Origin of the sequence: Acetobacter garciniae (assembly GCF_017377735.1) — a bacterium.
In the GTDB taxonomy this organism is placed as follows: domain Bacteria; phylum Pseudomonadota; class Alphaproteobacteria; order Acetobacterales; family Acetobacteraceae; genus Acetobacter; species Acetobacter garciniae.
Genome location: NZ_JAFVMH010000002.1, coordinates 238,966 through 261,204 on the forward strand (window position 1 = coordinate 238,966; position 22,239 = coordinate 261,204).

At 63.2% G+C, this 22,239-nt stretch carries 17 protein-coding genes; 10 read left to right on the forward strand and 7 right to left on the reverse strand.

Annotated elements, in window-relative coordinates:
• The first annotated feature begins 17 nt into the window (after positions 1–17).
• From J2D77_RS05020 to argE, 3 genes are all read left to right on the forward strand, one after another.
• Positions 18–1,412, forward strand: a complete 1,395-nt coding sequence (locus J2D77_RS05020; RefSeq protein ID WP_207845211.1) for a purine-cytosine permease family protein — start codon at positions 18–20, stop codon at positions 1,410–1,412.
• Positions 1,413–1,582: 170 nt separating this feature from the next.
• Positions 1,583–4,090, forward strand: a complete 2,508-nt coding sequence (locus J2D77_RS05025) for a TonB-dependent receptor (protein ID WP_207845212.1) — start codon at positions 1,583–1,585, stop codon at positions 4,088–4,090.
• 95 nt (positions 4,091–4,185) lie between these two features.
• The gene (gene argE, locus J2D77_RS05030) at positions 4,186–5,346 is read left to right on the forward strand and encodes an acetylornithine deacetylase (RefSeq protein WP_207845213.1); all 1,161 of its coding nucleotides are present in this window, start codon (positions 4,186–4,188) and stop codon (positions 5,344–5,346) included.
• A 232-nt stretch (positions 5,347–5,578) separates the two neighbouring features.
• Here the strand turns inward: argE and J2D77_RS05035 are convergent, their stop codons facing one another.
• The 4 genes from J2D77_RS05035 to J2D77_RS05050 all read right to left on the reverse strand — a co-directional run bounded on the left by J2D77_RS05035 (position 5,579) and on the right by J2D77_RS05050 (position 10,404).
• On the reverse strand, positions 5,579–6,970 hold the full coding sequence (locus tag J2D77_RS05035; protein ID WP_207845214.1) for an NAD-dependent succinate-semialdehyde dehydrogenase: 1,392 nt from the start codon (positions 6,968–6,970) through the stop codon (positions 5,579–5,581).
• 512 nt (positions 6,971–7,482) lie between these two features.
• Complete coding sequence (locus J2D77_RS05040; protein ID WP_207845215.1) at positions 7,483–8,898, reverse strand: NAD(P)(+) transhydrogenase (Re/Si-specific) subunit beta; 1,416 nt, start codon at positions 8,896–8,898, stop codon at positions 7,483–7,485.
• Between the two features lies 1 nt (position 8,899).
• Entirely contained in the window at positions 8,900–9,256 is a 357-nt protein-coding gene (locus tag J2D77_RS05045) for an NAD(P) transhydrogenase subunit alpha (RefSeq protein WP_207845647.1), read from the reverse strand.
• Positions 9,256–10,404: an NAD(P) transhydrogenase subunit alpha gene (locus tag J2D77_RS05050; RefSeq protein ID WP_207845216.1), complete on the reverse strand. Its 1,149-nt coding sequence runs from the start codon at positions 10,402–10,404 to the stop codon at positions 9,256–9,258. Before J2D77_RS05050 ends, J2D77_RS05045 begins: the two co-directional genes overlap by 1 nt.
• Positions 10,405–10,904: 500 nt before the next feature.
• Between J2D77_RS05050 and J2D77_RS05055 the strand changes: the two genes are divergently transcribed.
• From J2D77_RS05055 to J2D77_RS05085, 7 genes are all read left to right on the forward strand, one after another.
• Positions 10,905–11,927, forward strand: coding sequence for an aspartate-semialdehyde dehydrogenase (locus J2D77_RS05055; RefSeq protein ID WP_207845217.1), 1,023 nt, complete (start codon positions 10,905–10,907; stop codon positions 11,925–11,927).
• A gap of 138 nt (positions 11,928–12,065) precedes the next feature.
• The gene (gene sdhC / locus J2D77_RS05060; RefSeq protein WP_207845218.1) at positions 12,066–12,539 is read left to right on the forward strand and encodes a succinate dehydrogenase, cytochrome b556 subunit; all 474 of its coding nucleotides are present in this window, start codon (positions 12,066–12,068) and stop codon (positions 12,537–12,539) included.
• A gap of 1 nt (position 12,540) precedes the next feature.
• Positions 12,541–12,954 (forward strand): succinate dehydrogenase, hydrophobic membrane anchor protein, encoded by a 414-nt coding sequence (gene sdhD, locus J2D77_RS05065; RefSeq protein ID WP_207845219.1) that lies wholly within the window; start codon positions 12,541–12,543, stop codon positions 12,952–12,954.
• Positions 12,955–13,067: 113 nt separating this feature from the next.
• Positions 13,068–14,879, forward strand: coding sequence for a succinate dehydrogenase flavoprotein subunit (sdhA, locus tag J2D77_RS05070; protein WP_207845220.1), 1,812 nt, complete (start codon positions 13,068–13,070; stop codon positions 14,877–14,879).
• Positions 14,880–14,903: 24 nt separating this feature from the next.
• Positions 14,904–15,686 (forward strand): succinate dehydrogenase iron-sulfur subunit, encoded by a 783-nt coding sequence (locus J2D77_RS05075; protein WP_207845221.1) that lies wholly within the window; start codon positions 14,904–14,906, stop codon positions 15,684–15,686.
• Positions 15,687–15,878: 192 nt separating this feature from the next.
• Entirely contained in the window at positions 15,879–16,541 is a 663-nt protein-coding gene (locus J2D77_RS05080; RefSeq protein WP_207845222.1) for a protein-tyrosine phosphatase family protein, read from the forward strand.
• 35 nt (positions 16,542–16,576) lie between these two features.
• A complete protein-coding gene (locus J2D77_RS05085) occupies positions 16,577–17,503 on the forward strand; it encodes a DMT family transporter (protein ID WP_207845223.1) in 927 nt (308 codons plus the stop codon).
• A 310-nt stretch (positions 17,504–17,813) separates the two neighbouring features.
• On the opposite strand, the gene J2D77_RS05090 is transcribed toward J2D77_RS05085, so the two are convergent.
• From J2D77_RS05090 to J2D77_RS05100, 3 genes are read right to left on the reverse strand one after another with little or no spacing between them, the layout of a single operon-like run.
• Positions 17,814–19,040, reverse strand: a complete 1,227-nt coding sequence (locus tag J2D77_RS05090; protein ID WP_207845224.1) for a phosphoglycerate kinase — start codon at positions 19,038–19,040, stop codon at positions 17,814–17,816.
• A complete protein-coding gene (gap, locus tag J2D77_RS05095; protein WP_207845225.1) occupies positions 19,040–20,062 on the reverse strand; it encodes a type I glyceraldehyde-3-phosphate dehydrogenase in 1,023 nt (340 codons plus the stop codon). Before gap ends, J2D77_RS05090 begins: the two co-directional genes overlap by 1 nt.
• Before the next feature lie 26 nt (positions 20,063–20,088).
• The gene (locus J2D77_RS05100) at positions 20,089–22,140 is read right to left on the reverse strand and encodes a transketolase-like TK C-terminal-containing protein (protein WP_230975526.1); all 2,052 of its coding nucleotides are present in this window, start codon (positions 22,138–22,140) and stop codon (positions 20,089–20,091) included.
• Positions 22,141–22,239 lie beyond the last annotated feature (99 nt).

Here is a 22,239-nt window from a genome sequence, read left to right on the forward strand (position 1 = left end):
TGTGGAACATTTGGGTCATGACAGTGCAGGCAGGTACGACGGAGCACGGCCCCGACTTTCTTCCCGATTCTGCGGTCGAATTCCAGACGATCTATCCCGTGGCGGAATCCGAACGGCACGGCCGGGCGCGGGACCTGTTCGCCCTGTGGTTCGGCGCGAATATGACCATGCTGACCGTGACCACGGGTGGCGTCATGCGCGGCACGTTCCATCTTTCCCCCATGGCCGCCCTGCTGGCCGCCGTGGTGGGGAACCTGGTCGGCGGGCTTTTCATGGCGTTGCATGCGGCCCAGGGGCCCCATCTTGGCATTCCGCAGATGGTGCAGTCCCGCGCGCAGTTCGGCATGCTGGGGGCGGCCCCCATGACAGCGCTGATCGTGATCATGTTCCTGGGGTTTTCCGCGTCCAATCTCGTCTTGGGGGCCCAGGGACTGGCCAGCATGGACAGCCATCTCGGCGGGGTGCCGGGTATGGTTGTCGTGGCCCTTCTCTCGCTTGTGCCGGCTGTTCTGGGCTACCGGGCCATACATGCCGCAACCCGCGTGGCCTCGCTGTTCTGCGGGTCGGCGGTGCTGATCTGCCTTGTCGTGGCCCTGCGCCATGTCCCGCTGGATACCGGCTGGTGGCTGGGCGACGGGCATGACACGCTGCCGGGTTTTCTGGGGGCGATGTCGCTGGCCGCCTTGTGGCAGATCGCCTACGCGCCCTATGTGTCGGATTATTCGCGCTATCTGCCCAGCAGTCGCGCGGGCGAACGCCTGGCGTTCCATGCCACCTACTGGGGCTGCGCGCTGGGGTCGTTCGTGGCCATGCTGGTAGGCATTGTCACCGGTGCTAATGTCACCTCCGTGCTGCACCACGAACTGGGGGGCTTTGCCGCACCGATCCTGGCTGTCCTGGCCCTTGGTATCATCATCGCCAATGCCATGAACCTGTATTGCGGTGCGTTGTCGTCCATTACCGTGTTCCAGACCGTGGCCCCGGGCCGGCATTTCGGCCCTTCATGGCGGATCGGGCTGACCATAGGGTTGCTGGTCCTGGCCCTGGTCGAAGCCATTGCCATGGCGGGGCAGTTCGATGCGGCCTATACGGGTTTTCTCGAACTGCTCATGGCCATCATGGTGCCGTGGTCGGCAATCAACCTGGTGGACTATTACGTCTTGCGCCACGGCGCGTATGACCTGCCGTCTTTCTTCGCGCGCGATGGCGGGGTTTACGGGCGGTTCAACATACGTGCCCTGTTGTCCTACGCATTCGGCCTGCTCGCACAGATTCCCTTTCTCGCCAATGAGCTTTATGAAGGCCCCGTGGCAAAGGCGTTTGGCGGGGCCGATCTGTCCTGGGTTTTCGGGCTGGCCCTGACGGCTGTTGTCTACTGGCTGGCGATGCGTCGGGGCAACACGGTCATTTAATTGCATATCCGACATGAATTGTTGTTGACTATACTCGTATAGACAACATAGGCTTTTCCATAAGCAACAAGGGCCAGCGCGGCGTCTGCCGGATATGTGTCGGGCAAGCAGGATCCGGCGCGCCCCGGTTCGTCCTTGATATTGAAACGTGGTGTGTACAGGTGAATAAAATGCGAAGCATCTCGTTATCGAAACTCTGTCTGTTTTCGACCACGCTCGTCTCCCTCGGGGCTGGTGCGGCTTTTGCGCAGGACGCATCTGCCGGGGGTAAAAAAGCCGCCCTCAAGGCGCATCAGGCCGCGCACTCCACAGCGCAGGCCAGTGCCCATGCCGCAGCGCCCGCGGCCACCGCACCGTCGGCCAAGGTTGCGGCCACGGGCAAGCCCGCCACTGGCAAAGCGGCCGCGTCCAAGGAACCGGCCTATTACCTCAGCTCCACGTCTGAAACCTATGACGTCAAGGCCCATCATATCACGCGCGGAGCATTGGTAACGGTCAGCCAGAAGCTGCTGTCCCAGGCACCCCCGGGCACAAACCCGCTGAAGACGCTGGGCCAGTTGCCCGGCGTGATGTTCCAGGCCGCGGACGGGCAGGGTATTGATATCTGGTCCCAGCAGTTCTTCATGCATGGTTTCCAGCAGTCGGAAGTCGGCTTTACGCTCGACGGCATGCCCATGGGCGAACAGTCCTTGCGAAATTACAATGGCCTGAACGCCATTTTGGCAATTTCGTCCGAAAACGTGGCGCGGATCGATGTTTCGCAGTCCGCTGGGGCTGAATCGGTGGCGGCCACCAACAATCTGGGTGGCTCGCTGGCCTATGTCTCGCGCGATCCATCGCACAAGCTGGGCGGCACGGTCAGCCAGGGTTTTGGCAGCTACGGCAATTATCACACCTTTATCCGTTTCGAGAGCGGCGACCTGAACAGGACCGGCACGCGCTTTTATACCTCTTATATGCGCCAGGACGGCCAGATCTGGAAAGGTACGGGCGATCAGTTCATCCAGCAGGTCAACGCCAAGCTGGTGCAGCCCCTGGGTGAGGAAAGCACCCTTTCGGCCTTTTTCGACTGGGCGGACGAACACCAGTTCTCCACACCCGATGCTTCGCCCGAGGTTATTAAAAAAGCGGGTTATAACGTCACCAACTATTACAACGGCAAGCAGAGCGGCCTTCAGGCGGCGATCAATGCGGCCAACAACATCTTCCCGTCGTCCTTCGCGGGCCTGGCCGACCCGGAAGATTCCGCCTATTACGATGCGACGCTCAACAGCTCGGATTATTTCGGTGGGGTCAAGGCGCATCTCAAGCTCAATGACCACGTGACGTGGGACACCACGGCCTATGGGCACGGTGAAACCAACCAGTCCACCTGGACCACGCCGTATTTTCCCTCCCCCAACGGTTCGCCGTTGTCGGAACTGCGCAAGGCGCCGGGGATCCGCCGGTTCGGCATTATCTCGCAGGCGCAATATGCCACCCGCACCAACGAACTCAGCGGGGGTGTTTGGTACGAAAACAACAGCTACCAGTCCCCCGAATATGATTTCGAGATGCCCAATATCGTGAACGGGCAATTGACCTCGGCCCTGCCCAATCCGCTGAACTACTGGAAAAACCCGTTCGCCAAGATCTTCAACCAGGATTACAACACCAACACCTTTACTGCCTTCGTGCAGGATACGTACCATCCGGTCAAAAACCTTGCCCTGCATTTCGGCTTCAAGTCCGTGCTCAGCACCACGCGTGTGGGCAATGGCTATGCCAATCCGGACTATTACGGCGCGGGCACGGAGCTTGCCAGCGGCGTGGGCCTGACAACCGCAAAGCCGTTCCTGCCGCATATCAGCGCGGATTGGAATTTCCTGAAACATCATGAACTGTTCTTTGATATTTCAGAGAACGTGCACACCTATGCCGAATGCGGGTTCAAGACCTGTGCATCTCCGTTCGCGGTCACGCAGGCGGCGTTCGACGCCGGGCGTTCGTCCTTCCGCCCCGAAACGGACTGGACCTACGCCGTCGGGTATCGGTATTCCTCGCAGCGGGTAGGGCTGTCGCTTTACGGCTACCGCACCAACTTCAACAACCGGTTGCAGCAGATCACCTCCGGCTCCTCCGTCAATCCCATTTCCACCGTGGCCAATGTGGGCGGTGTCACCATGAACGGCGTGGATGCCGGGCTGACCGTCATGCTGCTGCCGCGCCTGACCTTTACCAACAGCTTCAGCTACAACCACGCGACCTATGACAACAACCTGGTCGAAGCGGGCGTTTCCTACCACACCAAGGGCGTGCAGATCATCAACTACCCGCGCTTCATGTACAAGACGCGCCTGTCCTATGTGTATCAGGGGCTGACAGCCTATGCCGATGCCAGCTTCACCAGCCACCGTAATTTCAGCTATGTGGGCGACGTGAAGGTTCCGGCCTACTGGATGTCCGATCTGGGCCTGCAGTACAATTTCAGCCGGATCCCGGCGGTGGAACGCGGGCTGAACCGTGTCAAGGATCTGACCCTGTCTTTCAGCGTCACGAACTTGCAGAACACCCATTATATTTCGACCATGGGTGAAAACGGCAACCCGGTCAGCATTTCGCAGGGGGCCCTGGCCTATCAGTCCTTCCTGATCGGCGCCCCGCGGATGTTCTTCGGATCGATCAGCGCGAATTTCTAAGGGTTCTGATATAGGCAAGCAGGGCCGGGGCGCGCTATCGTGGCGGGCCCCGGCCCTTTTTCATTCCCATGCCGATACAGGAGCGCGTCCATCCCATGTCGTTACTGCCCAGCCAGAATGCCCTTGATTGGATCAGCCGGCTGATCGCCTATCCCAGCGTGTCCTCTGCTTCCAATCTCGACCTGATCGGGGATGTGGCCGAGCATTTCACAGGTCTGGGCATGGAAGTGGCGCTGACCCAGAATGATGAGGGGACAAAGGCCAACCTGTTCGCCACCCTGCCGGGGCGTTCGGGTGCGTATCTGAACGGGCTGGTGCTTTCGGGTCATTCCGATGTCGTGCCCGTGCTCGGGCAGGACTGGGCATCCGACCCGTTCGAAGCAACGCTCAAGGACGGCAGGCTGTATGGGCGCGGGGCCTGCGACATGAAGGGTTTTCTGGGCGTGGCCACCGCCCTGGCCGAGGATTTCGCGCGCAAACAGCCCCAGGATCCGGTGCATTTTGCCTTTTCGTTCGACGAGGAACCGGGCTGCCTGGGCGCCCCCCTCATGATTCGCGACCTGGTGGCGCGGGGCTACCATCCGCGCGCGTGCATCGTGGGCGAACCGACGGACATGGCCCCCGTCACGGCCCATAAGGCATCGCGCGTGTTCGAATGCATGGTGGTGGGCAAGTCCAGCCATTCCTCCCGCCCGCAGGACGGGGTGAACGCCATCAACTATGCCGCGCGGATTATTGAATTCCTGCGCGTGCTGGCCGAATCCTTCCGCGCCGAGGAAGGGCAGGACATGGCGTTCGACCCGCCGTACAGCACGGTCTCGGTCGGTACGATCGAGGGGGGGATTTCATCAAACACCGTTGCCCCTTCATGCTTTTTCACGTTTGAATTCCGCGCCCTGCCTAACCATAGTGCCGACGCCATAGAAGGCGCGATCCGCACGCATATCGAGACCGAAATTCTCCCGCTCATGCGTGCCCAGGACCCCCAGGCCGGGGTAACGCTGCGCCGCCGCGCCAATGTGCCCGCCCTGGCCAGCCGCACGTGTGAGGCGCTGGACGTGGTCAAGGCCAAGCTGGATAGCCAGACCTGCTCATGCGTATCCTACGGGACGGAAGCGGGCATGTTTCAGGGTGTGGGGATCGACACGCTGGTCTGTGGCCCGGGCTCGATCGTGCAGGCCCACAAGCCGGACGAATATGTCACGCTGGAACAGCTTGCCCGGTGCGAACGCTTCCTGCGCGCCATCGTGACCTGAAAAACCGTACAGCATGCCCTAAACAGAAAAAAGTTTTTGGTAAAGCTTTTTTCAAAAAGCTTCAAAAACCATCACCTTTTTAAAAAAGGCGACATCCAAGAACTTCTATTCTCATCGACTGAGGAGTGTTTTGAAACCGCCCGCCTGGAGCGGGACTGCCCAACGCGACAGATCCCCCACAGGCATGGGGGCGGCCCGAAAAGGACTGCCCCCATCCGTGGGTGGAAAAAGCTTAGAACGGGTCGTCCAGCCCCACGATGTCGATCAGCTTCGTGTTGACAAATTCCTTCAGCCCCAGCCCCAGCAGTTCGCGCCCGAAGCCCGAGCGCTTGACGCCGCCAAAGGGTAGGTCGGCCTTCACCATGGTGGGGTGGTTGATATACACCATGCCGGTATCGATCTGGCGGGCCAGTTCCGCGCCGCGTTCCTCATCGGCGGTGAAAATGGAGCCACCCAGCCCGTAGGGCGAGTCGTTGGCGATTTCAATCGCATGTTCGGCATCGCGCGCGCGGAACAGCATGGTCACGGGGCCGAAGAATTCCCACAGCCGGGCGGGGTTGTTCTCGTCCAGTTCGCTCAGCAACACCGGGCGGAAGAAACAGCCCTTGTTGGGCATTTCCAGCGGAATTTCTTCAGCCTTCGCGCCATGCGCCACGGCATCGGCCACCTGCTGCTTCAGCCCCTCGACCGCCCCGCGTGAGGACAGGGGGGCCAGCGTGGTGTTGGGGTCCATCGGGTCGCCCATGCGCAGGGCCGCAACACCCTTGCGGTAGCGTTCGACAAAACTGTCGTAAATGCCGTCTTCCACGATCATGCGCTTCGCACTCACGCAGACCTGCCCGGCATTCCAGTGGCGGCCGAAGACGGCCCATTTCACGCTTTTTTCCAGATCGGCATCGGCCAGCACGACCATGGCATCGGACCCGCCAAGCTCCATGGTGCATTTCTTCAACGCAAGCCCCGCTTCGGACGCCACCTTGGCCCCCGCACCTTCCGATCCGGTCAGGGCCACGCCGCGCACACGCGGGTCGGCTATCACGGTGTTGAGCTGTTCATGCGTGGGATACAGGTTCTGGAACCCGCCTTCGGGCAGGCCGGCATCGCGCATCAGCTTGTCCATCAGGGCGGCTGACTGCGGCACGTTGGAGGCGTGCTTGAGAATGACGGTGTTCCCCGCCGCAAGCTGCGGCGCGATAATGCGGGCCACCTGATAATAGGGGAAATTCCACGGCTCGATCGCCAGGATAATGCCCTGCGGTTCGAACACGATCTTGGCACGCCCTTCCTTGAGCGAGGCCACGGGCAGGATCTCGGCGGCCAGGAGCCGCTCGGCGTTCAGGGCGTAATATTCGAAAATGGCGGCGGACAGTTCGGTTTCGGCCTGCGCTTCGGCAAAGAGCTTGCCCATTTCCACGGTCAGGAGTTTTGCGTACTCATCCAGATTGGCGCGCAGGATATCGGCGGCGTTCTGCAGGATGCGCGTGCGCTGGGCAATGGGGGTGTTCTTCCATGTCTGGAAGGCGGCATGCCCCTTGGCCAGGGCGGTTTCGATGTCGGCAGGGGTGGTGTTGGGGAAAACCTTGAGCTGTTCCTCGGTAAACGGATTGATGGTCGCGTATGCCATGCTTATCGTTCCTTCTGGTTCGTGGCCCAATCTGTCTCTGGCCCAGTGTGTCAGGCTCTGTGCTTACGGACAATGCGGCCCCGGGCATGGCCGCCCTTCGGCCGATCGAGCCGGGGCCAGGCTGTTGCTGACCGGAGCTTGCGCATGGGCCGGCGGGTGAACTGCCCCATGCGCAAGCCCCGGCCTGCCGAAAATCCGATGGTGTGTTCAAGCCCGGACAACAAGCCCTGACAGGCCCGAGCAGGTGGCGCCCTGCGGCCCGGGCAAAGGCCGCCATAAGTGGGGGCAGACCATGCCCGGGTCGCGGGCTGGTGCGGTGGCAGGGTTTTCATCCCCACCGGGACTTTATAAAACCACCGGCCGGGATACGGGAACCCCCTGCCAGCCCCGGCTGCCCAGTTGTGATGTCTTCAGGGCCGCCACCGTTCATTGAGGCAAAAAGGCCGCGAACTGTGGAAAGGTTCCCCCTGCTCGCGCCTTTGTTACCGGCAGGGGGCAGGCTGGGGCGTGGGTCAGGTGCTGCCCAGCGCCTTGACGGCCTCAACCATTTTGGACAGCACGGCCTGCGCATCCCCAAAGACCATGGTGCAGTTCTTCTGGAAGAAGAGCGGATTCTCGACGCCGGAATAGCCGGTGCCGGACCCGCGCTTGATGACGAAGACCTGATGCGCCTTGTAGGCGTTCAGAATGGGCATGCCGTAAATGGGCGACGCCTTGTCGGTCAGCGCTTCGGGGTTCACCACATCGTTCGCGCCGATGATCAGGGCGGCATCGGTGGTGGCGAAGCTGTCGTTGATGTCCTCCATGTCGTAGATCATGTCGTACGGCACGCCCGCTTCGGCCAGGAGCACGTTCATGTGCCCGGGCATGCGCCCGGCAACCGGGTGGATGGCGAACTTCACGTCCACCCCGGCGGCGACCAGGATCTTGACGAACTCGTACAGCTTCTGCTGTGCCTGGGCCACGGCCAGCCCGTAACCCGGCACGATGATGACACTGGCGCCATACCGCATGGTGGTTGCGGCATCGGCCGGGTCGGCGGCGGTCATTTCCCCTTCCGGGCCTTTGCTGCTGCCCCCTGTTTCGCCGAAATTGCTGAACAGCACATTGGTCAGCGAACGGTTCATGGCCTTGGCCATCAGCGCTGTCAGCAGAGTGCCGGACGAACCCACCACCATGCCCGCGATCATCAGTGCCGGGTCGTTCATGATATAGCCTTCAAGCCCGACCGCCAGCCCCGTAAAGGCGTTGTAGAGCGAGATCAGCACCGGCATGTCCGCCCCGCCAATGGGCAGGGTCATGCACACACCCAGCAGCAGGGCCGCGCCAAAGAACAGGTCGCGCGGCAGTTCGGCTGATGGGGTTGCGTAGCGCATGACCGTCAGCACGGCCAGCACCACGGTGGCAGCGAACAGGGCGGCGTTGAAGGCGCGCTGCCCGCTAAAGCGGAAGGGTTTTCGTATCCGCCCGTCCAGCTTGGCCCATGCGATGAGAGAACCGCTGAGCGAGATACAGCCGATCAGCGCGCCGATGACCGTCACACTCAGCGGCAGCAGGGGAATATCGTGGTTGCCCAGCAGTTCCACGGCGGCCAGGGCGGCGGCCGAACCACCCCCCATGCCGTTGAAGATGGCGACCATCTGGGGCATGCTGGTCATCTGCACGGTGCGCCCGCGCCAACCCGCCCACAGGCTGCCCAGCAGCAGGGCTACAACGCCCAGCCCGACATTGACCAGCAGGTTGGGCCGCGCTTCGGGCGTGATGTTGAACAGGTTGAGGAACGTGGCGGCGACCACGAACAGCATGCCGTAGCCGGCAGCGACAATCCCCGCCACCGCCGTCACGGGCGAGGACATGGCCTTGAGGCCGTAAATAAACAGGCCGGAGGCGACAAGCCCGCTCAGCCCAACGCAATATTCGACAAACATCTTACGGCTGGCCCTGTTTTTCTTGTCCGGGTTTTTCTTGTTCCGGTCTTGCCGGTTCGGCTTTCTGGCTGGGGCGGAACATGGCCAGCATGCGGTCTGTCACCACATAGCCGCCCATGACGTTGCCAGCCCCCAGGAACACACCCACAAAGCCGATGGCCTGTTCGGCGATACTGGTGGCATTGAACAGCGCGTTGAGTGCGCCGATCACGATAATGCCGTGAATGAAGTTCGAGCCTGACATCAGCGGCGTATGCAGGATGGAGGGCACGCGGCTGATCACGACATAGCCCGTGAAGGCGGCCAGCATGAAAATATACAGGGCAATGACAAAGGTCATGGATGTCACGCTCGCCATCATGCGTTCTCCGCCGGGCTGCCTTCGACCAACAGCCTTGCGGCGTCGTTCGTAATGGCCCCGTCATGGGTCAGGGTGGTGCCGGTTATGACGGCATCGGTAAAATCAGGGGCGAGCGTGCCGTCATGCACGACCTGTTCGAGCAGGGCGTAAATGTTCTTGGCGTAAAGCTCGCTCGCCTGCGCCGCCAGGCAGGAGGGCAGGTTGGTGGGGCCGACCAGTGTCACCGGGCCAATCTTCACCACCTCACCCGCCTGCGCGCCTTCGCAGTTGCCCCCGCTGGGTGCGCCCATGTCCACCACGACAGAGCCTTCCTTCATGGCGGCAAGCTGGGCGGCATCGATCAGGCGCGGGGCGCGGCGGCCGGGTATTGCCGCGGTGGTGATGATCATGTCCGCCTGGGCGATATGCTGGCTCAGCACCGCGCGGACCTTGGCTTTTTCCTCATCCGTCAGTTCGCGGGCGTAGCCGCCGGCGCCCGTGGCATCCACACCGGTATCGACGAACTTGGCCCCGACCGAGGCCGCCTGTTCGCGCGTTTCGGGGCGTACGTCATACCCTTCGCAGATCGCGCCCAGCCGGTGGGCCGTGGCCAAAGCCTGCAAGCCCGCAACCCCAAGCCCCATGACCAGCACCCGGGCCGCGCGGAGCGAGCCCACGGCGGTTGTCATCATCGGCAGGATCTTCTGCATGTGCACGCTGCCCAGCAGGGGCGCGTAATAACCCGCAAGGGCCGCCTGGCTGGACAGCGCGTCCATGGCCTGCGCCCGGCTGATGCGCGGGATCATTTCCATGGCGAAGGTGGTGATCCGCCCGTCGCGCAGGGCTTTGACAAGCTCGGGCTGGTTCTGCGCGTAAATGAAGGATACCAGCAGGCTGCCCGGCTTCATGGCCCTGATTGTCTCTATGGCGGGTGGCTGCACGGACAGGACGATATCCGCCCCGCCCACCAGGGCCGGAATGTCCGCAACCAGGCTTATCCCTGCCTTGGCGTAGGTATTGTCGGGGTAGGTGGCCGCGGTTCCGGCACCTTGCTGGGCGACAAGGCTTGCCCCCAGCTTGGCCAGGCGCTGGGCCACGGCGGGGATCATGGAAACCCGTTTTTCATCGGGCTGGGTTTCCTTGAGGATGGCGATTGTAAGGCTCACTTTGGGTTCTGATCCGCTCTGGCGGTAAAACAGCACAGGAAACACGCGCTGGAAGGGGGCCTGAGCCTGAACGCCCCCCGGCCGCGCGCGTTTCATGATCACACCGCGTGCTGTTTTTTTTGCTGTTTTTGCCGCGCTGATTGTGTTGAAACCATGATTGTTACAACAAGCACCGGAAGCGGCTCAATATTTTTTTTGTTTTCGTATAGAACCTAGTTGCGTTGCCTATGAATGGGGCACACATCGGAGGGTGGCAGTGCGGGTTCGCGGGTGCCGGACCGGGGTGCCGCCCCAGAGTCCTCCGGCAGGGCGGGTGCGCCGTCGCGACCGAGTCCCCCCAGCATCGGGCACGAGTCGGGGGGCGGGGTGGCTTGGCTGTGCCCCGCCGGGCGCATGGTGCGGGGCAATTCCCTTTGCGGGGGGAATCGTCTAGGGTCTGCGGCCAAATCATCCGGCCTCGTCGCGGGCCGGTATCATCACGAGATCGGAAAAGGTGGATCATGGGTTATCGGGTTGCTGTCGTGGGTGCCACGGGCGCAGTGGGGAGGGAAATCCTCAAGACATTGGCCGAACGGGAATTCCCGGTGGACGATATCGTGGCGCTCGCCTCCCCCCGTTCGGCGGGGCGCGAGGTGTCGTTCGGCAACCGGGTCCTGAAGGTGCAGAACCTGGAAACCTTCGATTTCAAGGGCTGGGATATCGGCCTGTTTTCCCCCGGTGCGTCCGTGTCCGCCAAGTATGCGCCCATCGCCGCCAAGGCGGGCTGCATCGTGATCGACAATACGTCCCACTTCCGCATGGACCCCGATGTGCCGCTGGTGGTGCCCGAGGTGAACCCGCTGGCACTCAAGGGGGCCAAGCGCGGCATTATTGCCAATCCGAATTGTTCCACCATCCAGATGGTGGTCGCCCTCAAGCCGTTGCACGACCTGTTCACGCTCAAGCGCGTGGTGGTGGCCACCTATCAGGCGGTATCGGGTGCGGGCAAGGACGGCATGGACGAACTGTTTGCACAGACGCGCGGCAGTTTCGTGAACGATCCGCCCAAGATCGAGCAGTTCCAGAAGCAGATCGCCTTCAACTGCATTCCCCAGATCGACCGCTTCATGGATGACGGCGCCACCAAGGAAGAGTGGAAGATGCGAGTCGAGACCAGGAAGATTCTCGACCCCGAGGTGGAAGTGCAGGCCACCTGCGTGCGCGTGCCCGTGTTTGTCGGCCATTCCGAGGCGATTGTCGCGGAATTTGCCGAACCCGTGGACCTCGAACGGGCGCGCACCGCCCTGCGCGAGGCCGAAGGGGTGATCCTGCTCGACCAGCGCGAGGATGGCGGCTACGTGACTCCGATCGAATGCGTGGGCGAGGACGCAAGCTACGTTTCACGCCTTCGTGTCGATCCGAGCGTACCCCACGGCCTCGCATTCTGGTGTGTGTCCGATAACCTGCGGAAAGGGGCCGCTTTGAACGCGGTGCAGATTGCCGAGACCATGATCGCGCTGGACCTTATTCCCGCACACGCCTGAGTGAGAATCCCCCCCCTCTCGGTGTCGTGTTGACCCGCTGAATTGACCGCCGGAAGGGGCGGGGCGTAGGACAAAACGATGCAAACCCGCCGGGCGTGGTTCCGGCGGGGTGACAGAAGACGGGGTACGAGGCTCACAATGCAGGATATCCGCAAGGCCCTCTATGTAGGGAGCCGAAGTGACGGCACGTTGATCGAGCGGCCCATGTCGCCGCATCTGCAGGTCTACCGTTACCGACTTTCCATGGTTCTTTCGATTTCGAACCGTATCACGGGTGTGATCGCCACCGCCGGGGCCGCCCTTGGCGTGTTCTGGCTGGGGGCCGCCGCCAAGGGGCCCAAGGCCTTCGCCACGGCGCGCAAGGTTACGGGCAACCCGCTGGGCCAGCTTGTGCTGGTCGGCTGGCTGGCATCGGTCATCTACCACACCGTGGGCGGGGTTCGCCATCTCATCTGGGATTGCGGCCACCGCTACGACAAGGAAGAGCTGAACAAGGACGGCCCGGTCGCCGTTGGTGTGGCGGTCGGGGCCAGCACGGTGCTGGCGTCGGCACTGCTATGCGTGGCCGCGTGCCGCCGGTCCCGTCGGGCCAAAGCAGGGAAGGCAGTCTGAGATGAATGCGTCTGTTCCTCATATCGAGACCATGCGTTCCCAGCTTGGGCGCGCGCGCGGGCTGGGTGCGGGTCATTCCGGCGTCGGCCACTGGTGGGCCGAACGCACGTCGGCGGCGACCCTCCTGCCCCTTTCCACCTGGTTCGTCGTGCAGATGTTCCGCCTTGGCGGCGCCGACCATGCCGAGGTGGTCAAATGGGGCGGCAAGCCTCTCAACGCCACCATGATGGCGGCACTGATCATTACCACGTTCTACCACGCCCAGGTCGGGTTGCAGGTCATCGTGGATGATTACGTGCATGGCAAGGCCCATGTGCCTGCCCGCCTTCTGGTCAAGATCGGCACTTCGCTCCTGGGGCTCCTGGGCGTGTTCGCCGTGATCAAGCTGGTGGCAAGCAGCAGCTCGGCGAAATAACCGGGCCTTCACCACCGAACCGAGAATGATGTGCCGCTGTCGGGCAGGCCGGATACGCGGCGGCATGAACCTGAACGACTGACAGGCCGAACGCACATGGGAGCGCCGTCACGATGAATGCCAATTCCTCTCCTTCAAGGGGAGCTTACAGGATTGTTGACCACGCATATGACGTGGTGGTTGTAGGTGCGGGCGGGTCAGGCCTGCGCGCGACACTGGGCATGGGGGCCGCAGGGCTGAGCACTGCGTGCGTCACCAAGGTTTTCCCCACCCGTAGCCACACCGTGGCGGCCCAAGGTGGCATCGGTGCCTCCCTGGGCAACATGGCCGAGGATAACTGGCGCTGGCATATGTACGACACCGTCAAGGGGTCGGACTGGCTGGGTGACCAGGACGCCATCGAATTCATGGTCCGCGAGGCGGTGCCCGCGGTGCAGGAACTCGAACATTTCGGCGTTCCGTTCTCCCGCACGGAAGAGGGCAAGATCTACCAGCGCCCCTTCGGCGGCCATATGAGCGATTTCGGCAAGGCCCCGGTGCCGCGTGCCTGCGCCGCCGCCGACCGCACGGGCCATGCCATCCTGCACACGCTGTACCAGCAGTGCCTGAAGCATAATGTCGAATTCTTTGTCGAATACTTCGCCATCGACCTGATCATGGATGACGAAGGGGCGTGTCGTGGCGTCATGGCCTGGTGCCAGGATGACGGCACCATTCACCGCTTCAACGCCAAGATGGTCGTGCTGGCCACGGGCGGTTACGGCCGCGCCTACCAGTCCTGCACATCCGCGCATACCTGCACGGGTGACGGCAACGGCATGGTCATGCGCGCGGGCCTGCCCACGCAGGATATGGAATTCGTGCAGTTCCACCCCACCGGCATCTATCCGGCAGGCTGCCTGCTGACCGAAGGCTGCCGTGGCGAAGGTGGTTACCTGACCAATTCCGAAGGCGAACGCTTCATGGAGCGTTATGCCCCCACCGCGAAAGACCTCGCCTCGCGCGATGTCGTGTCGCGCGCCATGACCATCGAAATCAAGGAAGGCCGTGGCTGTGGTCCCAAGAAGGACCACATCATGATGCATCTGGAACATCTGGGTTCCGATCTGCTGCATGAACGCCTGCCGGGCATTCTTGAAACATCGCGCATCTTCGCGGGTGTGGATGTGACCAAGGAACCGGTGCCGGTGCTGCCGACCGTGCATTACAACATGGGCGGCATTCCCACCAATATACACGGCGAAGTGGTCCGCCCCACGGCGGAAAACCCCGATGCCGTCGTGCCCGGGCTGATGGCCGTGGGTGAAGCGGCCTGCGTGTCCGTGCATGGTGCGAACCGCCTGGGCACCAATTCCCTGCTCGACCTGATCGTGTTCGGTCGTGCGGCCTCGCGCCGGGCGGCGGAAGTCGTCAAGAAGGCCGATTTCGTCCGTCCGCTGCCAGCCGGCGCGGGTGAATTCGCGCTCGATCGCCTGGACAAGCTGCGTTACGCCAAGGGCGGCACCAAGGTTTCGGCCATGCGTGAACGCCTCCAGCGCGACATGCAGACCCACGCAGCCGTGTTCCGCACGGAAGAAAGCCTGCAGGAAGGTGTCGACAAGATCCGTGAGATCTGGGGCGGGGTCGGCGACATTTCCGTTTCCGATACGTCACTGATCTGGAACAGCGATCTGATGGAAGCGCTGGAGTTTGAAAACCTCCTGGCCAACGCCACGGCCACGCTGGAAAGCGGTCTGGCCCGGCACGAAAGCCGTGGTGCCCATGCGCGGGACGACTTCCCCGATCGTGATGACAAGGAATGGCTCAAGCATTCCGTATCCTGGCTGGATGACAAGGGCGGCGTGAAGCTGACCTACCGTCCGGTGCACATGAGGACCCTGACCGATGAGGTCGAGGTCTTCCCGCCCAAAAAGCGCGTTTACTGATCTGCCGGGCAAAGGGAGGCGAACATGGTCGAACTCAGACTGCCACGTAACAGCACTATCGGGATAGGCAAGACCTTTCCCGCGCCGGCCGGTGCAAAGAACGTCAAGACATTCCGGATCTACCGCTGGTCCCCGGATGACGGCAAAAACCCGGTCATCGACATCTACGAACTGGACCTCGATACATTCGGGCCCATGGTTCTTGACGCGATTATCCACATCAAGAACGAGGTGGACCCCACGCTGACCTTCCGGCGGTCCTGCCGCGAGGGGATCTGCGGGTCCTGCGCCATGAATATCGATGGCGAGAACACGCTTGCGTGCCTCAAGCCGATCAAGAGCATCGAAGGCGACGTGCGGATCTATCCGCTGCCGCACATGCCCATCGTCAAGGACCTGGTTTCCAACCTTGACGGGGCCTATGCACAGCTCCGCGCCATCCAGCCCTGGATGAAGTCCGACAGTGCGCCCCCGCCCGATGGCGAACGCCGCCAGAGCATCGAGGAACGCGCCAAGCTGGACGGCATGTGGGAATGCATTCTGTGCTTCTGCTGCACCACGTCCTGCCCGTCCTACTGGTGGAACGGCGACCGCTACCTGGGCCCGGCCGTGCTGCTGGCCGCCTATCGGTGGATTGCCGACAGCCGCGACGAGCACACGGGCGAACGCCTGGACGAACTGGAAGATACGTTCAAGCTCTATGCGTGCCGCACCATCATGAACTGCACGCAGACCTGCCCCAAGGGCCTGAACCCGGCCAAGGCCATCGGCCGGATCAAGGAACTGCAGATCGAGCGCAAGCTCTAGACCACGCGGCCGTTCTTTCGGCTTCGTGTTACAAAAGCCCGGCATGGCGCAGGTCATGCCGGGCTTTTTGTGCCTGTCAGCCCCAAGGGGCCATGGGCTGGCGCATGCCCTTGCGGGTGACGGGCATTGACGCGCCCTGCGGGAAATGAAACATGTCGGGACTTGTTTCCATGAAAGACATGAGGGCTTTGCGTGTTTGACGGCCATCTTTCTTCTTTTTCGGGCCGTACAAGGGCGTGGGCGGACAGTCTCTTTGTCGACCATGCGGTCTTTCGCCTGGTGTGGACCAATTTCCATGCCGTGATTCCGGGCAAGGTCTACCGGTGCAACCACCCCACCCCGGCCCGGTTGCGCCAGGCCACACGGGTGCTGGGCCTGCGCACGCTGGTCAACCTGCGCGGACACAGGCAGTGCGGGTCCGACGCGCTGTCACGCCAGGCGGCGCAGGATGTCGGGCTGATCCATCTGGACATGGCGTTCGAAAGCCGGGGTGCGCCGCATCGCGACCGGATCCTGCGGTTTGCCAAGCTGTACCAGAATATGGTGTTTCCCATGCTCATGCACTGCAAGTCGGGTGCGGACAGGGCAGGGCTGGCGTCTGGCCTTGTGATCCTGCTCGAAGGGGGCACCGCCCGGCAGGCGCTGAAGGAACTGTCCTGGCGGTTCGGGCATTTCAGCCGTTCGCGCACGGGTATTCTCGACGCGTTTTTCCTGCGCTACCAGGCCCAGGCAGAAGGCCGCCTGCCGTTTCTGGACTGGGTGGCCAATGAATATGACGAAGCCCAGCTTAAAAAGGATTTCGTGGCGGGTGCCCTGTCCTCGTTCCTGAACGATCGGGTCCTGCTGCGGGAATAAACGCATCGCGCGTCGTTGGGGAAAAGGGCAGGACCATGGAGCAGGAGCAGACAGCCAGCGCGCCCCACCGGCCGGTGCCCGTCATTGCCGTGTGTGTTGCGCTTCTGGCGTGGTCCCTGGCTTACCCGCTGGTCAGGCTGGTTCTGCCTTATCTTTCCCCCGTGCCCCTGGCCGCTTTGCGCTACGGGATTGCGGCTGTTTTTATCCTGGCCTGGCTTGCCAGCACACGCCCCGTCTTGCCGCGCCGGGCGGATATGCCACGTTTTGCGCTCTGTGGCGTGATCGGCATTGCCGTGTACAATATTCTTTTCAACAGTGGCGAACAGACGATTTCGGCCGGTGCAACCAGCCTGCTGCTGAATATCTCCCCCTTTCTTTCGGCCCTGATCGCGGTTGTCGTGCTGGGGGAAAAACTCTCCCCGCTGGGGTGGCTTGGCTCGGCTGTCAGTTTTTCAGGCGTTGTCATAATCGGCAGTGGGCAGCCCGGCGGGTTCAGTTTTGGCGCGGGGGCAACGTATGTGCTGGCGGCGGCCCTGTGTTCGGCCACGTTCTACCTGCTGCAAAAGCCGCTTATCGCGCGGTATGGCGCCCTGACCACAACCGCATGGAACCTGCTGCTGGGCGCCATAGCCCTGCTGCCGTGGCTGCCCCAGGCCGTGTTCCAGTTGCAGGGGCACGGGGCATGGCCGTGGTTCCTGATGCTGCTGCTGGGGCTGTTTCCCGCCGTTGTGGCGTATGCCGCCTGGGCCAAGGTGGTGGGGGAGATCGGTGTCGCCCATTCGGCGGGGTTTCTGTACCTGCTTTCACCCACCACGCTTGTGGTGTCATTCCTGATGGTGGGTGAAATACCCAGCCTGCGGACAGTGCTGGGTGGTGCGGTAGTGCTGGCCGGTGTGGCGATGATGCAGCTTTACGGCCGTCCGCGCCCGGTTGCGATAACCCTGCCCCAGGCTGAGCCGTAAAAGTCCCATCGGAACAGTTTTAAAAACTGCCCGACCACAAACATCGACAAATAATAAAAGTTTTTGGTGAAGCTTTTTTCAAAAAGCTTCAGAAAACATCCCCTTTAAAAAAAGGCGACACCCAAAACTTCCATGAAACCGCTAATTCCGCATGACTGCAGAGGGTGCCGCACGGACTGGCATGGTTCGGGCAGAAGTCCGCAACACCCAGCACTGCATGCCGGGGCCTTCAGTCACCGCACCGGCCAATGCCCCGCCGCATGAAAGCCGCCCCGGGGTGCGGCCCCAAACACGGCGGGGAAAGCCCGCGTCAGATCGGCAGCGTGCGTTCGAGCGTGGTGCTGATGGCGGTCAGGCCGGGCAGAACCTTGCCTTCAAGCCATTCCAGGAACGCCCCGCCTGCGGTGGAGACATAGGTCATTTCATGCAGGACACCGGCATGGCGAAGTGCGGACACCGTATCGCCCCCGCCCGCCACGGTCTTGAGCGCGCCCTTGGCGGTCAGCCGTCCGGCTTCCTGTGCCACGGCGTTCGTGCCCTCGTCGAAGGGGGGGAGTTCGAACACACCCAGCGGGCCGTTCCACACCAGCGTCTTCAGCGAGGTCAGCTTGCCGTTGAGCAGCTTGACGGTATCCGGCCCGACATCAAGCGCCATCCACCCATCGGGAATGGCCGTGACCGGCACGATCTGCGTGGGGGCACCGGCCATGAAGTCGGAGGCAACCACCACGTCCACCGGCAGCACCAGGTCGCAGTTGCGGGCCTTGGCCTGATCCATGATCCTGCGCGCGGTGTCGAACATTTCCTCTTCCTTGAGGGACTTGCCGACATTCAACCCCTGGGCTGCAAGGAACGTATTGGCCATGGCCCCGCCAATGGCCAGCATGTCCACTTTTTCCAGCATGTTTTCAAGCAGTTGCAGCTTGGTTGAAATCTTGGCCCCGCCAATGATCGCACCGACCGGGCGTTCGGGGTTTTCCAGGGCCGTGTACAGGGCCTCAAGCTCCGCTTCCATCAACCGCCCCCCGAAGGAGGGCAGATGCGTGGCAACGCCAGCGGTGGAGGCATGGGCACGGTGCGCGGCAGAAAACGCATCGTTCACATAGACATCGCCCAGGCGTGCAAGGGCTGCTGCCATGTCGGGGTCGTTCTTTTCCTCCCCCGGCTGGAAACGGGTGTTTTCCAGCAAAAGTACTTCGCCGTCCTTGAGCGAGCGGGTAGCGGCCTCCACCTCATCGCCCACGCAGTCATGCACGAAGCTGACCGGGCGGCCCAGCGCCGTGGCCAGCGCCGTGGCAATGGGCTGGAGCGAAAGATCGGGCACCACCTTGCCCTTGGGGCGGTCGAAATGGCTGAGCAGGATCACCCGCCCCCCCTTGTCCGCCAGTTCGCGGATGGTGGGGACAATACGCTCGATCCGGGTCTGGTCGCTGACCTGCCCGTTCTGCACGGGCACGTTCAGGTCGACACGCACCAGAACGCGCTTGCCCCGGGGGTCAAGGCTGTCGAGTGTGGCGAAGGGAAGGGTCGTGGCCATTACAGGGCTCCAAACAGGGCGGCCGTGTCGGACATACGGTTCGAGAAGCCCCATTCATTATCATACCACGAACACACACGCACCAGTTTCCCGCCATCGACCAGCGCCGTCTGCGTGGCATCGAAGGAGGAGGAGGCAATGGCGTGGTTGAAGTCCGAGCTGACCAGCGGTTCGTCGCAATAGGCCAGGGCGTGGTGCATCGTGCCCGCGTCAACCACCGCCTTGATGGCGTTGTTGACCTCTTCCACGCTGGTGGGGGCCTTGCGCGGCACGAAGTCGAGCGAGACGACCGAGACATTGGCCGTGGGCACGCGAATGGCGGTGCCGTCCAGCTTGCCCTTGAGCTGGGGCAGCACCAGGCCCACCGCGCGGGCGGCCCCGGTCGAGGTCGGGATCATGTTCAGCCCGGCCGCACGCGCGCGGCGCAGGTCCTTGTGCAGCGTGTCCACCGTGCGCTGGTCGCCGGTGTAGGAATGGATGGTGACCATGTAGCCACGCTCGATGCCGAATGCATCTTCCATGACCTTGGCGACAGGGGCCAGGCAGTTGGTGGTGCATGACGCGTTTGAAATCACGGTCATGTCCTTGGTCAGGACGGACTGGTTGACACCGAACACGATGGTGGCGTCCACATCGGTCGCGGGGGCCGAGACAATGACCTTGCGCGCACCCGCCGCCAGAAGCTGGGCGGCCTTTTCGCGGCAGGTGAACAGGCCGGTGCATTCCATGGCCACGTCAACGCCTTCGAACGGCACGCGGGACGGATCGCGTTCGGCCGAAACCGTAATCGGCGCCCAGGTCCGGCCATGGGCGGTAATGATCAGCTTGTTGCCATCCACCTGCACATCGCCCGCCAGACGGCCATGCACGCTATCGTATTTGAGCAAATGGGCGTTGTCTTCCACGCTGCCAAGGTCATTGATGGCCACCGGCACCACGTCCGTGCGCCCGCTTTCGATAATGCCGCGCAGAACCAGACGGCCGATACGGCCAAAGCCATTGATCGCGATTTTGACTGCCATTGGGGTAATTCTCCGTTTTTGTCTTTTTATTTGTTACGGGTTCCGGTCCTTGACCGGGGCAGGGTCGGCGTTGGGGCAGGGGACTCCTTGGCGGGGGTGGATAACGCCAGGCGCTCCAGGACTTTGGCGCAGACAGCCTCGGCCGTAATGCCAAAGCGTTCATACACCGCGTTCGCGGGAGCGGATATGCCAAAATCGTCCATGCCGATGAAAATCCCGTTTTGTCCGAGCCAGCGTTCCCAGCCGAAACTGTTGGCCGCTTCAATGCCGACACGCAAACCCGTATCGCCCAGAACAGCCATGCGATAGGCGGGTGTCTGGCGCGAAAACGCCTCCCAGCAGGGGATGGAGGCCACGGCCACGCGCAGGCCGTGGGCTGCCAGCAGGGCCTGCGCGTGCCGGGCAATGCCGACTTCGGGGCCGGTGGCCATCAGGGTGACATCGCGCGTACCCTCGCCGCACAAAAGGTAGCCGCCATGGGCCGCCGTGCCGAAACGCCCGGCCAGCACGGCAGGTGGCCGGGGAGCCGTGCCCGAGGGCGGGCCGGCAAAACCCCCGCTGCCCGGCGGCGGGGCTGGCGGGGGCTCAGGCGTTTCATGCGGGGAGAGCACGAGCAGGGCCGGGCCTTCCACCCAGTCCAGGGCCGCCTGCCAGCAGGCAAAGGTTTCCTCGGCACAGGCGGGACGGAACACGGCGAGGTGGGGCATGGCGCGCAGGCTGGCCAGTTGTTCCACCGGCTGCCAGCCCGCGCCGCCATCGCTCAGGGCCAGGCCGTCATCGGTCAGCAGGTACAGCACCTTGCGGCGCATGAGGGCGGCCATGCGCAACGCCGAGCGCATGCGGTCGATGGTGATCATGCCCGCCACCCCGCAGGGCAGGATACCGCCATGCAGCGCCATGCCGTTGAGCATGCCCGCCATGCCGTGTTCCTGAAGGCCGCATGGCCAGGGGGCTGCGGCATGGGTGGCTGATGGCGCGTGCGGGGTAGCGTGCCACGCCCCCGAGCCGGAGGCCGCGGCCAGCACGCCCAGTTCGTGCCGCACGGCCCCCAGGGCCCGCAGCCCAGCAAGTGCCGCCTGCTGGGACGATCGGGCAGGCAGGGCGTGCAGCGCCTGGCGCCACAGGCGCAGCCAGTCCTCGGTCAACAGGGGTGGGGGGATGGAGGCGAATTCCCGCTCGAACGTATCGCGCCCGCGGTGCCGGGACAGGCGGCGCAGCCATGACCGCCGCAGGGACGCGCCCCGCCGGGCCGTCGGGCTCCACGGGCCGATCTGTTCTTCCTCCGCCACGGTGGCGGGGGCCATATAATCGGCCGGGGTACCGATGGGGGAGGGCATGCAGGCGATCAGGGTCGGCTTCCGGGCCCGGGTGCTGGCTGTCAGGGCGGCATTGACCGCAGGCAGGCTGTGCGCGTTCACCCAGCGTACGCTCCAGCCCGAGGCGGAAAAACGCGCCAGCGAATCCGAAAATTCCGCAGGGTCGGTATGGGAGCCGGGGCTGACGAGTACCGTCAGCCTGTTCAGCCCGAACCGTCCGGCAAGCTGGGCGGCTTCAAGGGCGACCCCGGTCAGCAGGTCGGTATCGCGCGCCATGACCCACACCCGGTGGTTGACCAGCGACCGGCCATGCCTGCGGGCCAGGATCTGTTCGGCCAGGGCCATGCCCGCCGCCGCCGCAACCCCCTGCCCGGCGGGGCCGGGGGCGACCTCCACCGCCGGGTGGGTGCCGTATTCGGGCATGGCCTGCGTGTCCGCCCCGATCGCCCCTGTCAGGCGCAGCATGGCATGCAGCAGCGGCTGCAAGGCAAGGGACGGCACGACAAAGCGGTCGCGGTCCGGCCAGTCGGGGGCTGTGGGGTCATGGCGCAGCACGCGGCACCACAGCATGGTGACAGGCAGGCACAATGTCGCAAGTTCGGGCAGGTAAGCGCTGCCCTGCTGGCTTGCGGCAAGGCTCTGGCGTGCGGCCCTGTCCAGCCGCAGGGTCAGGGCATCCTGCGGGTTCATCTGCGGGCTTGTGCGATCCTGCGCGACTGTGGTGCTGGGCGGGACTGGATCTGGTGCCAAGAACGCGGCCATGGGCTGGGTGTCGATCCTTGCATCGCCTGCGCGTGCAATGGGGGAAGATGCTGCCGATATTAAGCAGAGCGCACACCCCACGGGCAAGGGGCGCGGGCG

Excerpts from the sequence above, each read along its gene's own strand:
- J2D77_RS05020 (WP_207845211.1), top strand. The coding sequence starts at position 18 with ATGACAGTGCAGGCAGGTACGACGGAGCACGGCCCCGACTTTCTTCCC.
- J2D77_RS05025 (WP_207845212.1), top strand. The coding sequence starts at position 1,583 with ATGCGAAGCATCTCGTTATCGAAACTCTGTCTGTTTTCGACCACGCTC.
- argE (WP_207845213.1), top strand. The coding sequence starts at position 4,186 with ATGTCGTTACTGCCCAGCCAGAATGCCCTTGATTGGATCAGCCGGCTG.
- J2D77_RS05035 (WP_207845214.1), bottom strand. The coding sequence starts at position 6,970 with ATGGCATACGCGACCATCAATCCGTTTACCGAGGAACAGCTCAAGGTT.
- J2D77_RS05040 (WP_207845215.1), bottom strand. The coding sequence starts at position 8,898 with ATGTTTGTCGAATATTGCGTTGGGCTGAGCGGGCTTGTCGCCTCCGGC.
- J2D77_RS05045 (WP_207845647.1), bottom strand. The coding sequence starts at position 9,256 with ATGGCGAGCGTGACATCCATGACCTTTGTCATTGCCCTGTATATTTTC.
- J2D77_RS05055 (WP_207845217.1), top strand. The coding sequence starts at position 10,905 with ATGGGTTATCGGGTTGCTGTCGTGGGTGCCACGGGCGCAGTGGGGAGG.
- sdhC (WP_207845218.1), top strand. The coding sequence starts at position 12,066 with ATGCAGGATATCCGCAAGGCCCTCTATGTAGGGAGCCGAAGTGACGGC.
- sdhD (WP_207845219.1), top strand. The coding sequence starts at position 12,541 with ATGAATGCGTCTGTTCCTCATATCGAGACCATGCGTTCCCAGCTTGGG.
- sdhA (WP_207845220.1), top strand. The coding sequence starts at position 13,068 with ATGAATGCCAATTCCTCTCCTTCAAGGGGAGCTTACAGGATTGTTGAC.
- J2D77_RS05075 (WP_207845221.1), top strand. The coding sequence starts at position 14,904 with ATGGTCGAACTCAGACTGCCACGTAACAGCACTATCGGGATAGGCAAG.
- J2D77_RS05085 (WP_207845223.1), top strand. The coding sequence starts at position 16,577 with ATGGAGCAGGAGCAGACAGCCAGCGCGCCCCACCGGCCGGTGCCCGTC.
- J2D77_RS05090 (WP_207845224.1), bottom strand. The coding sequence starts at position 19,040 with ATGGCCACGACCCTTCCCTTCGCCACACTCGACAGCCTTGACCCCCGG.
- gap (WP_207845225.1), bottom strand. The coding sequence starts at position 20,062 with ATGGCAGTCAAAATCGCGATCAATGGCTTTGGCCGTATCGGCCGTCTG.
- J2D77_RS05100 (WP_230975526.1), bottom strand. The coding sequence starts at position 22,140 with ATGGCCGCGTTCTTGGCACCAGATCCAGTCCCGCCCAGCACCACAGTC.